15 protein-coding genes are annotated in these 14,367 nt (G+C 62.0%); 11 read left to right on the plus strand and 4 right to left on the minus strand.

From position 1 onward, the window contains the following. Positions 1-14 precede the first annotated feature (14 nt). Entirely contained in the window at positions 15-1,025 is a 1,011-nt protein-coding gene (locus tag PSJ8397_RS13825) for a zinc-ribbon domain-containing protein (RefSeq protein ID WP_085865218.1), read from the minus strand. 167 nt (positions 1,026-1,192) lie between these two features. On the opposite strand from PSJ8397_RS13825, the gene PSJ8397_RS13830 reads away from it, so the two are divergent. The 6 genes from PSJ8397_RS13830 to PSJ8397_RS13855 are packed head-to-tail and all read left to right on the plus strand — an operon-like array spanning position 1,193 to position 5,371. Then, on the plus strand, positions 1,193-1,864 hold the full coding sequence (locus PSJ8397_RS13830; RefSeq protein ID WP_085865219.1) for a cell division ATP-binding protein FtsE: 672 nt from the start codon (positions 1,193-1,195) through the stop codon (positions 1,862-1,864). Further along, on the plus strand, positions 1,861-2,766 hold the full coding sequence (locus PSJ8397_RS13835) for a cell division protein FtsX (RefSeq protein WP_085865220.1): 906 nt from the start codon (positions 1,861-1,863) through the stop codon (positions 2,764-2,766). Before PSJ8397_RS13830 ends, PSJ8397_RS13835 begins: the two co-directional genes overlap by 4 nt. Then, on the plus strand, positions 2,763-3,506 hold the full coding sequence (locus tag PSJ8397_RS13840; RefSeq protein ID WP_085865221.1) for a lysophospholipid acyltransferase family protein: 744 nt from the start codon (positions 2,763-2,765) through the stop codon (positions 3,504-3,506). Before PSJ8397_RS13835 ends, PSJ8397_RS13840 begins: the two co-directional genes overlap by 4 nt. Continuing rightward, entirely contained in the window at positions 3,503-4,099 is a 597-nt protein-coding gene (locus tag PSJ8397_RS13845) for a pyridoxamine 5'-phosphate oxidase family protein (protein ID WP_085865222.1), read from the plus strand. The genes PSJ8397_RS13840 and PSJ8397_RS13845 overlap by 4 nt, the downstream gene beginning before the upstream one ends. Before the next feature lie 3 nt (positions 4,100-4,102). After that, positions 4,103-4,651, plus strand: a complete 549-nt coding sequence (locus tag PSJ8397_RS13850) for a hypothetical protein (protein WP_085865223.1) — start codon at positions 4,103-4,105, stop codon at positions 4,649-4,651. Between the two features lie 3 nt (positions 4,652-4,654). After that, entirely contained in the window at positions 4,655-5,371 is a 717-nt protein-coding gene (locus PSJ8397_RS13855) for a hypothetical protein (protein WP_085865224.1), read from the plus strand. Between the two features lie 128 nt (positions 5,372-5,499). Here the strand turns inward: PSJ8397_RS13855 and PSJ8397_RS13860 are convergent, their stop codons facing one another. The 3 genes from PSJ8397_RS13860 to PSJ8397_RS13870 all read right to left on the minus strand — a co-directional run bounded on the left by PSJ8397_RS13860 (position 5,500) and on the right by PSJ8397_RS13870 (position 8,196). Continuing rightward, on the minus strand, positions 5,500-6,003 hold the full coding sequence (locus PSJ8397_RS13860) for a hypothetical protein (RefSeq protein ID WP_235000771.1): 504 nt from the start codon (positions 6,001-6,003) through the stop codon (positions 5,500-5,502). Continuing rightward, entirely contained in the window at positions 6,000-6,956 is a 957-nt protein-coding gene (locus PSJ8397_RS13865) for an acetyl-CoA carboxylase carboxyltransferase subunit alpha (RefSeq protein ID WP_085865225.1), read from the minus strand. Before PSJ8397_RS13865 ends, PSJ8397_RS13860 begins: the two co-directional genes overlap by 4 nt. Before the next feature lie 280 nt (positions 6,957-7,236). Beyond that, positions 7,237-8,196 (minus strand): L-malyl-CoA/beta-methylmalyl-CoA lyase, encoded by a 960-nt coding sequence (locus tag PSJ8397_RS13870; RefSeq protein WP_085865226.1) that lies wholly within the window; start codon positions 8,194-8,196, stop codon positions 7,237-7,239. A 229-nt stretch (positions 8,197-8,425) separates the two neighbouring features. On the opposite strand from PSJ8397_RS13870, the gene dgcN reads away from it, so the two are divergent. From dgcN to PSJ8397_RS13895, 5 genes are all read left to right on the plus strand, one after another. Then, positions 8,426-9,427 carry an N-acetyltransferase DgcN gene (dgcN, locus tag PSJ8397_RS13875; RefSeq protein WP_085865227.1) on the plus strand — a complete coding sequence of 334 codons (1,002 nt, stop codon included), beginning with the start codon at positions 8,426-8,428 and terminating at the stop codon, positions 9,425-9,427. Positions 9,428-9,524: 97 nt separating this feature from the next. Next, positions 9,525-10,490, plus strand: a complete 966-nt coding sequence (gene dgcA / locus PSJ8397_RS13880) for an N-acetyl-D-Glu racemase DgcA (protein WP_085865228.1) — start codon at positions 9,525-9,527, stop codon at positions 10,488-10,490. Between the two features lie 73 nt (positions 10,491-10,563). Then, positions 10,564-11,424: a D-amino-acid transaminase gene (locus PSJ8397_RS13885; RefSeq protein WP_085865229.1), complete on the plus strand. Its 861-nt coding sequence runs from the start codon at positions 10,564-10,566 to the stop codon at positions 11,422-11,424. Positions 11,425-11,512: 88 nt separating this feature from the next. Beyond that, complete coding sequence (locus PSJ8397_RS13890; protein WP_143515483.1) at positions 11,513-13,657, plus strand: OmpA family protein; 2,145 nt, start codon at positions 11,513-11,515, stop codon at positions 13,655-13,657. 21 nt (positions 13,658-13,678) lie between these two features. Beyond that, positions 13,679-14,308 carry a hypothetical protein gene (locus PSJ8397_RS13895; RefSeq protein WP_085865231.1) on the plus strand — a complete coding sequence of 210 codons (630 nt, stop codon included), beginning with the start codon at positions 13,679-13,681 and terminating at the stop codon, positions 14,306-14,308. Positions 14,309-14,367: the final 59 nt, after the last annotated feature.

A 14,367-nucleotide genomic window follows, 5' to 3' on the forward strand; every position in this document is an offset into this window, starting at 1 on the left:
ATAGGCCCGCAGGATCACTCCGCCGGGACGACGGCCTCTGGCTCCGCATTGCTGCCCGCTTGGGCCACAAATTCACTCACCTTTGCATCCAGCCACAGGCGCAATCCGTTCACCCACTCCACATAGGCGGTCAACATCGGTTCGACTTGGGGCAGTGCAGCACTGATCTGAGGTGCAAAGACATAAACCGCCAAAGCAATCAAAAACAGCGCTACGATGAAAACGAAGCCACGCCGAAAGCCGCCACTTTTTGTGGTGGCGCCATCCTCCATCCCGTCTGCGGCGGCAGGGGGGGCGTCAGGGCGCAGTGTCGAATTGATTTCCTCAATGTCTGGCAGCAACTCACGACGGGGTGCATCCACCTGACTGCTGACCGTTGCGGCCACGGCTGCAGTGGTCGCTGCTGCTGCGGCGGTGGCCGTCTCAGGCTCGCCGCGTAAACGGGCAAGACGGTCACGGGCCTCACGGCTGCGTCGGTCTTCGTCCGGATCATGTGACAGATCCATTTCCGGCTGCGTTTCAATCGGGTCTGCTTGTGCGGCGCGGGCCGCTTGCTCAAACTCGGCCTCTTGGCGCAGGATGTCAGCCACCTCGGGGTCCAATTCGCGCCGTTGCGGCGGGGTGACCGTTTCGGGTTCGGCGTTGTCGTCCGCTGCTTCCTCAGGGTCAACGGGGTCATCGCCCTCAGACCGCGGCCCGTCGTCCCACGTCTCGTCGGTGTCCCAGTTCTCGTCGGTGTCCCCGGTCTGACCGGTGTCATCATCCGACTGCGTGTCGTGCTGAGACGCGGCGTCCGGTGTCGCCTCCTCTTGCCACGTCTCGTCCCCCCCCTCATCGGGGTGGTCTACGGGGGCCAGCCCGTCGCCTTTATCGTGATCCTCCGGATGCTCCAACGCGACCGAATGGCCGGGCTGTTCAAACCAGGTATGCGCGCAGTTTGAGCATTGCACATCACGTCCCCCCTCCGGGATAACGTCATCCGCAACCTCATATTGGGCGCCGCAATTGGGGCAAATCAGCCGCATATCTCGTGTTCCTAGCCTCGGCAGGGCGGGTTATCCCGCTATTGTTGTTCGAAACATACCCCTCAAAAATCCACCGCGCAAAGGTTTTGCAATAAAATCAAGGGGCCTGTTGATTGCATGTAACGCTTCTTTGGGCCAAAACCAAACCAACGAATAAGGACACCCCCGTGATCGAGTTGGACAACGCAGGCTACAGCTACGGCGGCGCGGAGATTTTCTCCGCCCTTGATCTGTCCCTTGCGCCGGGCTCCTTTCATTTTCTCACCGGCCCGTCGGGTGCGGGCAAAACCACGCTGCTGAAACTCTGCTACGGTGAATTGATCGCCACCGGCGGGCAGGTCCGCCTGTTTGGGCAAGACGCGCGGGCGCTGGGCCGTGATCAGGTCGCCCAGATGCGCCGGCGCATCGGCGTCGTGCATCAGGACTGCCAGTTCCTTGATCATCTGTCGGTCGCCGAAAATATCGCCCTGCCGCTCACCGTGTCGAATCGCGCCGCGCACCCGAATGACGTGACCGACCTGTTGGGCTGGGTCGGGCTGACCCGTCAGGCGAACCAACGCCCGCCCGAGCTGTCGGGCGGTGAACGTCAGCGCGCAGCCCTCGCGCGCGCCGTCATCATGTCGCCCGATGTCATTCTGGCCGATGAACCCACCGGCAATGTCGATTGGGAGATGTCCCAGCGTCTGCTGTCGCTTCTGGTCGAACTCAATAAAATGGGCAAAACCGTTCTGATCGCCACCCACGACCTCAGCCTGATCCGCACCGCGAAATCACAGATCTCCGCCCGTGTGTTGCGCCTCAAAGATCGCAAACTGCAACTGGCGGGGGCGGATCTATGACACCGCGTCTGCAATCCCTCATTGATGCGCTGGCAGGCGACCCGCAGGCCGACCGCGCCGTCCCCCCCACCGGCTTCACCGCACGCTTGACCGTGCTGTCCGCCGCCGCGATGGCGTTTCTGGCGGTTTTTGCGCTGGCCCTGTCGCTGGCCACAGGCCGTTTGGCGGATCGCTGGGCGTCGGAACTGGCGCAAACCTCAACCTTGCGCATTTCCGCCCCCGCAGGCCAGATGGCCGCACAGACGCAGGCAGCCCTCGCGGTCTTGACCACCACGCCCGGCGTGGCCTCTGCCCGTGCGCTGACAGACGACGAACAACGCGCCCTCCTCGCCCCGTGGTTCGGCCCCGACCTGCCGATCGAAACCCTGCCCGTCCCGCAACTGATCGAAATCGTCGAAGACAGCGCGGGCTATGACGCCACGGGCTTGCGCGCGCGTCTGTCCGCCGAGGCCCCGGGCGCTGTGTTGGACGACCACACCCGCTGGCGCGCACCCCTGGTCGAGGCCGCAAGCCGCCTGCGCCTGCTCGGCTTTACGGCCATGGTGCTGATCGCCGCCGCCACCGCCGCCATGATCACACTTGCCGCCAACGCAGCCCTTGCCGCCAATGCGCAAGTGATCCGCGTCATGCGTCTGGTGGGTGCGCAAGACACCTATATCGCCAGCGCTTTTGTGCGTCGCTTCACCCTCCGCGCGCTGATCGGGGCCACGGCGGGCATGGTGCTGGGCACCTTGGCCGTGCTGCTTTTGCCAAGTACCGATGCGGCAGGCGGGTTCCTTACGGGGCTGGGGTTTCAAGGCTGGCACTGGCTTTGGCCACTGATCATCCCCATACTTGCGGGCGTCGTGGCCTTCGTCGCAACCCGCCACGCCGCCCTGCGCACGCTTAAGGAACAATCATGACATACGCCATTCAATGGATCCGGTCCCTGGCCTTCATCGTGCTGATGTACCTGCTGATGGTCCCGTGGGCGATTGTGTTCATGATCCCAGCCATTTTCTCCCGCTCCGCCGCGATCCGCTGCTGCCGGTCTTATTCGCAATGCATCATGTGGCTGGCCTATCCCATGATCGGCCTGCGATGTGAGGTCCGCGGCACACCGCCCAAGGACGCCTGCCTGATTGCAGCAAAACATCAATCCTTCCTCGACGTCCTGATGATCTACAGCGCCATCCCCGCAGGGCGCTTCATCATGAAAGACATCCTCAAATACGCCCCCATCGTGGGCCAATTCGGCCTGCGCGTTGGCTGTATCCCTGTGAAACGCGGCGCACGCGGTGCTGCGATCAAACAGATGCTTGCAGATGTTGAGGCGGGCCGCCTCTTTCCCGGACAGCTGATCATCTACCCGCAAGGCACCCGCATCGCCCCGGGCGTCAGCGCGCCCTACAAAATTGGCACAGGCGTGCTCTACCGTGAGATGGATCAAACCTGTGTACCGGTGGCGGCCAACGTCGGTGTGTTCTGGCCAAAGCGCGGCATCTACCGCGCGCCGGGCACAGCCGTGGTGGAATTTCTGCCCCCCATCGCGCCGGGCCTGTCGGTTGAAGACTTCATGGCGCACCTGGAAACCGCCATCGAAACTCGCTCAAACGCCCTGATGGTTGAGGCCGGCTTTACTGCGATTGAGGACAGCAAATGACCGTCACCACCATCGCTGAACTTGAGGCGCTTTATGACGTCGCCGTGCCTGCCTCCCTTGATAAGGTCGTCACCCGCATCACCCCAAGCTATGCCGCTTGGATCGATGCGGCACGGTTCTGCATCCTAACCACCGTCGGACCCGAAGGCACCGATGGCTCCCCCCGCGGCGACACCGGCCCCGTGGTGCGCCGCGTGGACGACCGCACGCTGCATCTGCCTGACTGGCGCGGCAACAATCGCATCGACAGTCTGCGCAACATCGTACGCGATGGGCGTGTCAGCCTGATGTTGATGGTGCCGGGCAACAGCAACGTCATCCGCATCAATGGCACCGCCGTGCTGTCGGCGGACGAGGACGTCACGCAGACATTTGAACAGCGCGGCAAACACCCTAAATCCGTGATCATAATCACCGTGGCCGAAGCGTATTTTCAATGCGCCAAAGCCATCATGCGGTCCGATCTGTGGACCGCAGACCCGGTGACAGGCCTGCCCACCGCAGGCGATATGATCAAGGAACAGAAGGCAGAATTTGACGGCAAATCCTACGACGAGGGCTACGCCGAATATGCCAAGACACGGATGTGGTAGCCCATGAAACGTTGGGGTTTTTTGACAGGGGCTGTACTGGCCGCCATCGGAGTGTGGCTGTTTTACGCCCTGACCGAAGTCACCGATAAGAACCGTCTGGCGCGCATCTTGGCCGATCACTGCCTGCCCTACGTTCACACCGGCACCGATCCCTTTGCGGACACCGGCCGCGCGCCCGGGGTCTATGACACCACGCCAACGGCCAGCCTGACCAACGGCGGCATCCGTATCCTCGATGACGGTCGATTCACGGCTGTCTGGGGGGAGGCGTCGGACGAAGGTGTGCGCTTGCGTCTGTGTACCCTAGAGGCCGCAGGACCCGCAGGGTTCAGCATCGCGCCTGCGTCTTTCGTGCCAAGCATCACGGCGCAGCTCAGCACCACAAAACCCCTCGTGCCCGACACGCAAGCCCTGCCCGAAGGCACTGCAACGCTGGTCTGGTCCACCCCGGATATGCCGCCCAACACGGCCTACCGCGCGCTTGCCATTACCACGCGCAGCGGTGCGGCGGCGACGCTTCAGTCGCTCACCCTGATCGACACGATAAACTAAGCCATGCGCCTGCCATGGCAGCAATCGGACTTGCACCCCCACGCCCTGTCCCTGACCGAAGACGCGCTGGACCGGCCCGATTTCGCTGCGGCTCTTGCTGCCGATCTGGCCGCCTTCAACCCGCCGCCCGTTATCCACCGCTACCGCATCGTCGCCCGTCAAGGTCAGGCAGTACCCGTGCTGATCACCGCAGGCTTCACGGCCACCCGCCTTACCCAGATCATCCAGCTGCCACTGGATCTGCACAGCCACCCCGCGCTCACGTCGCCCCTGCCGGACCACATAAACGCCCACTGGTTCACGCCGACCGAACGCGCCCCTTGGGACGATTGGGTCACCGCACACTGGCGCCACTACCGCGCCACGCATCAAACCAATCCGCCGCGTATCCCTGACACCGGCTTGCGCGATATCTTTGCAGGTCCCGACCTCGTCGCAGGCCTCGCCCTGCGCGACGGCCCCCAAGGCCGCACCCGCGCGTTTGCCAGCCTCCGCGACGACCAGGACATCGGCTGGATAGGCGGCGCACCCCCCCTCATTCCATATGCATTGTCCGCCTGCCTGCGCCGCGCCATCTCGATCGGCTGGACCCACGCCACACTTGAGGTCGACGATGACGATCACCCGCTTTGGGCCCTCGCAGAGCAGCTCGGCCATCCTCCCACAGACACCTTCGTCACATGGCAGAAAGAACGCTCAGGCCTGCCCCACACGCACTAGGCTTCTTTGGGTCCCAAATACCTCGGGGGAGGCCGCAGGCCGGGGGCAGAGCCCCCTAAAAACATCAGCAAGGCAGAGTCCCCTAAAAACATCAGCACGGCAGCGCCCCTCAACAAACCCAAGCAGCCTCAACTCAGCGGGCAGTCGGCCACATCCACGGACACAACGACAAACACCTCCGGCCCATACTCAAGGCCGCCCACATCCACAAACAACCGCGCCCCCTCCACAAAGATCGCGCCTTCCCCCAACGTCACAGTCGAAGTCTCGATGTCCTGCTCGGCGCCATTGAACAGCACGCATTCCGTCAGAAAATCCAAAACATAGCCATTGAACGCAGGTTCCGGAAACTCACCCGACACAGTGTCGGGGTAGGTCAGGATGATTTGCCGGTCGCGGATGTCGATGATGGCGGGCACAATGTCCCACCCGTTTTGCGACCCTTCCGGGCCCAGCCCGTATTCAATCCCGTGACCCACTTGTGCCGGATGGCGTTCGCCCACGTAAATCGGCGCATCGGGGTCATCATAGGCCAATGCGCCAAACGTCACCGTGCGGTCCATCAACCCGCCCGCGTGTGCCGCACCACCGATAAGCGCGCAAAGCGCAAAGAGCGCCGCGCGCAAGATCAAGCAGCCAGACCCTTCTGACCCAGATCAAGGTATTTTTTACGACGTGCGGCGGTCCGGTCCTTACCGGTGTCCAGCTCCGCCAGCATTTCACCAATGGCGGCCCCGACATTGGCAATCGTCTCGTCCTTGTTGCGGTGCGCCCCGCCCATGGGTTCGTCGATGATACGGTCACACACACCCAACTGGTGCAGCTCCTGCGCGGTCAGACGCAAGGCCTCCGCCGCTTCGCGCATCTTCTCTGCGTCCTTCCACAGGATCGACGCGCAGCCCTCGGGTGAGATCACCGAATACACCGAATGGGCCAGCATCGCCACACGGTCCGCCGTGGCAAAGGCCACAGCCCCGCCAGATCCGCCCTCACCGATGATCACCGACACCAATGGCACACGCAGCTGCAAACATTTCTGCGTGGACCGCGCAATTGCCTCAGATTGGCCGCGCTCTTCTGCGCCCTTGCCCGGAAATGCGCCGGGCGTGTCGACCAGTGTGATCACGGGCAGGCCAAACCGGTCGGCCATATCCATCAGGCGGATCGCCTTGCGATAGCCTTCGGGGCGCGCCATGCCGAAATTGCGCTCGATCCGGCTTTTGGTGTCATTGCCCTTTTCATGGCCGATGACCATCACAGGCTTTCCGTCAAACCGTGCCAGGCCCCCCATGACCGCGTGGTCATCGGCAAAATTCCGGTCGCCCGCCAGCGGGGTATATTCCGTAAAAAGCGTGCTGATGTAATCCTTGCAGTGGGGCCGGTCTGCGTGACGGGCCACAAGACATTTCCGCCACGGCGTCAGGGTGGTGTACATTTGCTGCAGCAGGTCGGCGGCTTTTTTGTCCAGCGCCTGCGCCTCATCCTCGATGTCCATTTCCTCGTTCGCCCGCGCCATGGCCCGCAACTCAGCCGCCTTGCCTTCAATCTCGGCCAGCGGTTTTTCAAAATCGAGGTAGTTGGTCATCCGTCGTGCCCTTCGCGTTCTTTTCCCCGATATAGGGCGCGAAAGGGCATAATTGCAATGCGCCAGTGCGACAGGCCAATGCGACAGGCCCGTGCGACAGGCCCGTGCCAGCGGCACCTGTCGCAGCGCGGTCGTTTCGCCAAAGGGTCTCTCCCGTCCGGCGCCTCCGCTGTCCTGCGGTGTATAGACTGGGTGTGTTCGCAAAACAGCCCCAGCGGCAGTTGCGCCAAATCCCCCATGGCGCAAAATCTTTGCAAGCGTTAAACTTTTGCGGGCGGTGTCAGCGTCCCGCGATCATGTCGGATTGTTTAACAATCACGTCCGCCTGCTTGATGCTTGCAATGTCCACTAAACGGCCTTTGTAAACGGTCGCGCCCTCACCGCGGGCCTTGGCCTCTTCCATGGCGGCAAGGATTTCACGGGCCTCGGCAACGGCATCGTCGGATGGGGTAAACACCTCATTGGCCAACGCGATCTGTTTTGGATGGATCGCCCATTTGCCGACCATGCCCAAGGTGGCCGACCGGCGCGCCTGCGCACGGTAGCCTTCATCATCGCTGAAATCACCAAACGGCCCATCGACGGGCAGCACGCCGTGGGTCCGGCACGCCGCGACTATAGCCGTCTGCGCCCAATGCCACGGATCGCTGTAGTGGCGCGTCTCGCCCTGCAACATGTAGTAATTGTCCTGCGTGCCCCCGATGCCCGTCGTCTGCATCCCCATGGACGCCGCAAAATCTGCAGCCCCCAGTGACATGGCCGCCATCCGCGGGCTGGACGCCGCGATCTCTTCCACATGGGCGATGCCTGCCGCGCTTTCGATGATCACTTCGAAGGTTATTTTTTTGGATCGGCCTTTTGCGGCCTCAATTGCCGTGACCAGCGCGTCGACGGCGTAAACGTCCGCCGCGCAGCCCACTTTGGGGATCATGATCTGGTCCAGCCGCTCCCCCGCCTGTTCCATCACATCCACCACGTCGCGGTACCAATAGGGGGTGTCCAATCCGTTGATCCGCACGCTGACGGTCTTGGTGCCCCAATCGACGGTGTTGATCGCCTCGATCACATTGGCACGGGCCGTGTCTTTGTCCGTGGGGCTGACGCTGTCCTCCAGATCCAGATTGACCACATCCGCTGCCGACGCCGCCATCTTTTCAAACAGCTTTGTGTTTGATCCAGGTCCGAACAGCTGGCAGCGATTCGGGCGGGCAAGGGGGCTGGGTTGCAGGCGGAAGGACATAGGCACCTCAAATCGGCTGGGTAATGATGTTTCGCGTCAGGTTTCGCCAGCAATAGATTGTTGCGCAATATGCTGCAAGCGCGAATTCGCAACCGCAGCAACGCGAAAATCTCTCGCAAACATGTTTGTTTCTGCAAAAATATCCTGATTATTTTGAAAAATACTGAAAACTCGGCACATTATTCCCCCAAACCTATCCCAATTTGTGCGAAACGAATTGGAGACTGCTATGATTCCCACACCCTACCTTTTGTTCCTTGGCGATGCCCCAGATCAACTTGCCGCAAAGGTGGCGCAAGGCATCAAGGACTGGCGTCCGGAAAATGCCGTTGGCCAATTGCGCCTGCCCGGGTGTGGCGCTGATGTTGGTCTGACAGACATGACGCTGGAGGAGGCGAAAGAGGCGGGTGCTCAGACGCTTGTCATCGGGGTTGCCAACCGTGGTGGCGTGATCAGCCAGGCCTGGAAAGAGGTTTTGGTGAAGGCGCTTGAGATGGGCTATGACCTCGCCTCTGGCTTGCACAACTTGCTGCGTGACGAAAACGATCTTGTGGCCGCGGCGAAGGTCAATGGTCGGACCCTGCACGACGTGCGCATCCCGTCCGTGGCCTATCCGATTGCCAACGGTGTGAAACGGTCGGGCAAGCGGTGCTTGGCTGTTGGTACGGATTGTTCGGTTGGTAAGATGTATACGGGCCTTGCGATGGACGCAGAGATGCGCAAGCGCGGTATGAAATCCACATTCCGTCCGACAGGCCAGACGGGCATTCTGATCACAGGTGGCGGCGTGCCGTTGGACGCGGTAGTGGCAGACTTCATGGCGGGCGCGGTTGAGTATCTGACCCCCGATAATGACGATGATCACTGGGATCACATCGAAGGGCAGGGCAGCCTGTATCATGTCAGCTATTCCGGTGTGACGATGGCCTTGGTCCACGGTGGCCAGCCTGATGCCCTCGTGCTGAGCCATGAGCCCACCCGTGCGCACATGCGCGGTCTGCCTGATTATCAGCAACCATCACTGGAAGATCTGCGCGACACTGCGCTGGCCATGGCGCGGGTTGCCAATCCGGCCTGTCAGGTGATCGGCATTTCCGTGAACACCCAGCATCTGTCAGAGGATGAGGCGACGGCCTATTTGAAAGAGGTCGAAGACCGCATGGGTCTGCCGACGGTGGATCCGTTCCGCCATGGGGCCGGACGGCTGGTCGACGCGCTGGAAGGCCTGTAACCTGCGCGTGCCGCGGGCGGGCAACAAAATTCCGGAATTTTGTTGTGCCTCCGGCGGGCATATTTTTGAAACAGCGAAACGGAAATAAGGGGCGCGTATGATGTTTGAGGTTTCACACGACACCTTTCGTTTGGCGGATGTGTTCACCATCAGTCGTGGATCGCGCACCGAGGCCAAGGTTTTGTCCGTCACAGTGTCGCGTGACGGGTTGATGGGCTGTGGCGAATGTGTGCCCTATGCGCGGTATGGTGAAACATTGGACAGTGTCGCAACCCAGATTGAAGGGGTGCCTGGAGATGTCACACGTGCGCGGCTTGATCAGTATTTGCCTGCGGGGGCCGCGCGCAATGCTGTTGATTGTGCGCTGTGGGACGTGGAAGCGAAGGCCGCAGGCAAACGCGTTTGGGATCTGCTGGGCGTGCCGCAGCCTGCACCGGTGATCACGGCCTTTACGTTGTCCCTAGATACGCCTGAAAACATGCGCGCATCGGCGGCCAAGAATGCCCATCGGCCTTTGCTCAAGGTCAAGCTGGGCACGCCGGACGACATGGCCCGGCTTGAAGCCGTGCGGGCGGGCGCACCGGACAGCACCATCGTTGTGGACGCCAATGAGGGCTGGACCGCCGAGGTCTATACAGACCTCGCCCCCCACCTTCTGCGCCTAGGTGTGTCGATGGTGGAGCAACCCCTGCCCGCAGGGGACGATGACATGCTGGCGGAGATTGCCCGTCCTTTGCCTGTGTGCGCGGATGAGGCGTGCCACGACACAGCGACCTTGTCAGGTCTTCGTGGCAAATATGACATGGTCAACATCAAGTTGGACAAGACCGGTGGTTTGACGGAAGCCTTACGCTTGCGGGATGCGGCACGGGCTGAGGGGTATTCGGTGATGGTCGGGTGTATGGTCGGGTCATCCCTCGCCATGGCGCCTGCGACGATTGTGGCCCAAGGGGCGGAGGTTGTGGACCTTGACGGGCCGCTTCTTCTGGCCGAAGACCGCGATGAGCCTTTGGTGTTTGATGAGCGTGGCGTTCACCCGCCTGCCGCCACACTTTGGGGCTAGGGTGCGAAGCGCGCCAGAACAGGAACGAACACGCTGCGCGACGCGGCGCAAGACGGATGAAAGAGAGACACGCATGAGCCGGACTGTTTACGTCAACGGGGAGTATCTGCCCGAAGAAGACGCGAAAATTTCCATCTTTGATCGGTCGTTCCTGATGGCTGACGGGGTGTATGAGGTCACATCGGTTCTGGATGGCAAGCTGATTGATTTCGAAGGCCACAAGGTGCGTCTGGAGCGGTCGCTCAATGAGCTGGACATGCAAAAGCCTGAGGCCTTTGACGACCTGCTGGAAATCCACCGAGAGTTGGTGCGTGCCAACGAGATCACCGACGGGCTGGTCTACCTTCAGGTCAGCCGTGGCAGCGCTGGCGACCGTGATTTTGCCTATCCCAGCGAAGACGTGAAACCCACCTTGGTGCTGTTTACGCAAAACAAGCCGGGTCTGGCCGATAGCCCTGCAGCCAAAAAGGGCATCAAGGTGATTTCGATCGAAGATCAACGGTGGGGCCGGCGCGACATCAAGACGGTTCAGCTTTTGTATCCGTCCATGGGCAAGATGATGGCCAAAGCCGCCGGTGCCGATGACGCGTGGATGGTCGAGGACGGCTTTGTGACCGAAGGCACCTCCAACAACGCCTACATCGTCAAGGGCAACACAATCATCACCCGTCAGCTGTCCAATGACATCCTTCATGGGATCACCCGTGCGGCGGTGTTGCGCTTTGCCAAAGAGGCTCAGATGACGGTGGAGGAACGCAGCTTCACCATGGAAGAGGCGAAAGAGGCGGATGAGGCGTTCATCACCTCGGCCTCGACGTTCGTGATGCCCGTGGTTGAGATGGACGGCGTGCCTGTGGGGACTGGCGAAGTTGGGTCCGTTGCGCCGCGGTTGCGTGAAATTTACCTCGATGAAAGCCGCAAAGCCGCCGTTTGAGTCTCACTGCACATTTGCTCCGCTTGCCTTGTCTGCTGTCTCACGACCATAGTGTCGGCAGTCAGATAACCCCAAGCCGGAGGATGGTGTGCGTAGGCTGATTGGCGTTCTCGTGTTGATCGCAGGGACAGGCGGCTTGGCCTATTGGGCCAGCGCCACCCACGCTGTGCGCATCGAACAGCAGATTACACAAGCGGCCACCGCCTTGGTGCAGGATGCCAGCCGCGATGTGGTCATCGACGTGTCGGGGCGGGATGTCCGCGTCGCAGGGACGGTCGCGTCACAGACGGACCGTGATCGTCTTGTGGGTCAGTTGTTTGCATTGGACGGGGTTCGTGTTGTCGAGGCCGATACCCTCGCCCTGCTGCCCATCGCCTCCCCGTTTGAGGTGCGGATCACACCCGGCGCCGATGGCACTTTGATCGCAACAGGGGTGCTGCCCTCAGAGGACAGCCGCGCGATGCTTCCAAATATTGACACCTCTGCCGTGACGCTGGCGGGTGGTGTCCCCGATGACCGATGGACCTCCGCCCTTTGGATGGGGGTGCAGGCGCTTGACGGGATAGACGGCGGAGGGCTCATCCTGTCGGATCGTGCGCTGACGCTCTCAGGCTCGGTGCGCACCCCACAGGAACAGACCGGTGTGGCCAACGTGATGGCGGATCTGCCGGACGGTTACCGGTATATCGATGCGCTTGATGTGCTGGACGACGGAACGCCGCTGCGTCTTGACATTGCGTTGTCAGACGGGCGCGCCCGTGCCACGGGCAAGGTGCCTGCTGACATGGCCTTCGCTGCGGTTACGGATGTTTTTGGCGGTGCAATGGTGGAAATCGCCCAATCCGCGCTGCCCGCAGATCCCCCCGACTGGCCGCAGATCACGGGGCGTTTGATCACCGCTTTGGCGACACTGAACAGCGGCCGCCTGAACGTCGAAAGCACGACCGTCTCGCTTGCGGGGCGCGGCACGCCCGATGCCTTGGCGCGGGCCAATGCCATGTTGGACAATCTGCCCGCATCCTATGACGTGACGCGCGATCTTGCCCTTGATGATGATGGCGCGCCTGTGTCGTTGACGATCGCTTGGGACGGCGCAACCGCCACCGCATCCGGCAAATACCCCGCAGGCTTTGCGCCAACCGGCCCCTTGGGCACGCAGGTTGAGGATACAGGAGCCGCCAGTTTTCTGGAAGACGACGGTGCGTTTGCGGCCAATGCCGCCGCCGGGGTCGCGGCTTTGGGGCAATTGAGGTCTGGCACCCTCACCGTCACGACGCAGAACATAACGCTCAGCGGAACGGCGACATCGCCACAAGTCGGCACCGTGATCGACACCCTGCTGACCGAGGCACCCGTGCCATCAACAGTCGATCTGATCTACCTCGATGACGGATCGCCCGCCGCATGGACGTTGACCTATGATGCATCCAGCGGGGCAACCGTCGAAGGACGCCTGCCCACGACACTCTCGCGTGCGGATCTCGCAGCCGCTTTGGGCAGCGACGTCACGGGCGATCCCGTCACTGCCGCCGAAGACGACACGGCAGGCCCCATGCCAGACGCGTTGCGGCAAGTGGCCGCGATCCTGCCTGAGTTGGATCAGCTGACCGCATCGGTGGACGGCACCGGCGCGGCCCTTGATCTGGTCACGACCCCTGGCAGCGACATTGATCTTCTGGCGGCAGAGCTTGCGCAAAACCTGCCCGCCAGCGTCGCCTTCTCCATTCGCACGTTGGATGAGGCGCCCCAACAGGGCAGCACCCGCACCAACGCGGCCACCGGTCTGGATGAGGTGTTCTTAGACGGCTTCTGGATCCCTGACCTTGATTTCGCAACGACCCTCGATGGGTGCGCGGCTGAGGCGGACAGCCGTCTGGGCGCCCGCCAGATCGGTTTCGTGTCAGGGTCCGCCCGTCTCGATGCGGCCTCCCTGCGCACGATCAACGCGCTGGCCGCGATCGCCCGTCCTTGCGTTGAGGCGGATCTTGAACTTGAGGTCGCGGGCCACACGGATGCCTCCGGCGATCCTGATCAAAACCAAATCCTCAGCCAAGAGCGCGCCGAAGTGGTGCGCCGCGCCCTGATCGAACGCGGCGTCCCCGCCCGTGCGATCACCGCGATCGGGTTTGGCGCGGACAGGTCCATCGCCACCAACGACACCCCTGAGGGGCGGGCGGCCAACCGCCGCACAGAGATTGATTGGTTCGAACGCGGCGCGCTGCGCGATCCATGATGACACATAAGGGACCAAACTATGTTTGTTGAATGGGACTTTCTTCTGGCCGAAATCTGGGTGCTCCTGGCGCTCGCAGTGCTGATTGGCCTTTTGGCGGGCTGGTTGATCTGGGGCGGGCGCGGGGCCGCGGCAGACCGCGACGCGCTGTTTCGCCTGCAAACCCAACTGGACCGCGAACGCGCCCGCACGCGTGCCGCGCTGAGCGGACCTGACACCGACATCCCCCCAATGGAAGGGGGCGGCTACCGCAGGCCAGCGACCACATCGCTACCCGCCGCAGCCTCCCCCACCTCAGCACGGCCCTCCGACACCCCGACACAAAACGTGGCCCCGCCGCCGACACCCTCCGCGCCAACACCTCCCGTGCCGGACCCCGCCACGTCCAAACCATCGGGCCTCGATGCCCCCCGGGATGGTCTGCCCGATGACCTGACAAAGATCAGCGGGGTTGGCCAAAAGCTCGCCAAACTTTGCAATGATCTCGGGTTTTACCATTACGACCAGATCGCCGCCTGGACGCCAAAGGAAATCGCATGGGTGGACGACAACCTCGAAGGGTTCAAAGGTCGCGTCACACGGGACAATTGGGTGGATCAGGCCAAGGCGCTTGCCAAGAACGACCTTCCAACCTTCCGCAGGAAACACTGACCCCTCAAACGTGCCCGTTTCGCTGTTTCAAAAATATGCCCGCCGGAGGCGAACAAAAT

Origin of the sequence: Pseudooctadecabacter jejudonensis, from assembly GCF_900172275.1 — a bacterium.
GTDB classification, from domain to species: domain Bacteria; phylum Pseudomonadota; class Alphaproteobacteria; order Rhodobacterales; family Rhodobacteraceae; genus Octadecabacter; species Octadecabacter jejudonensis.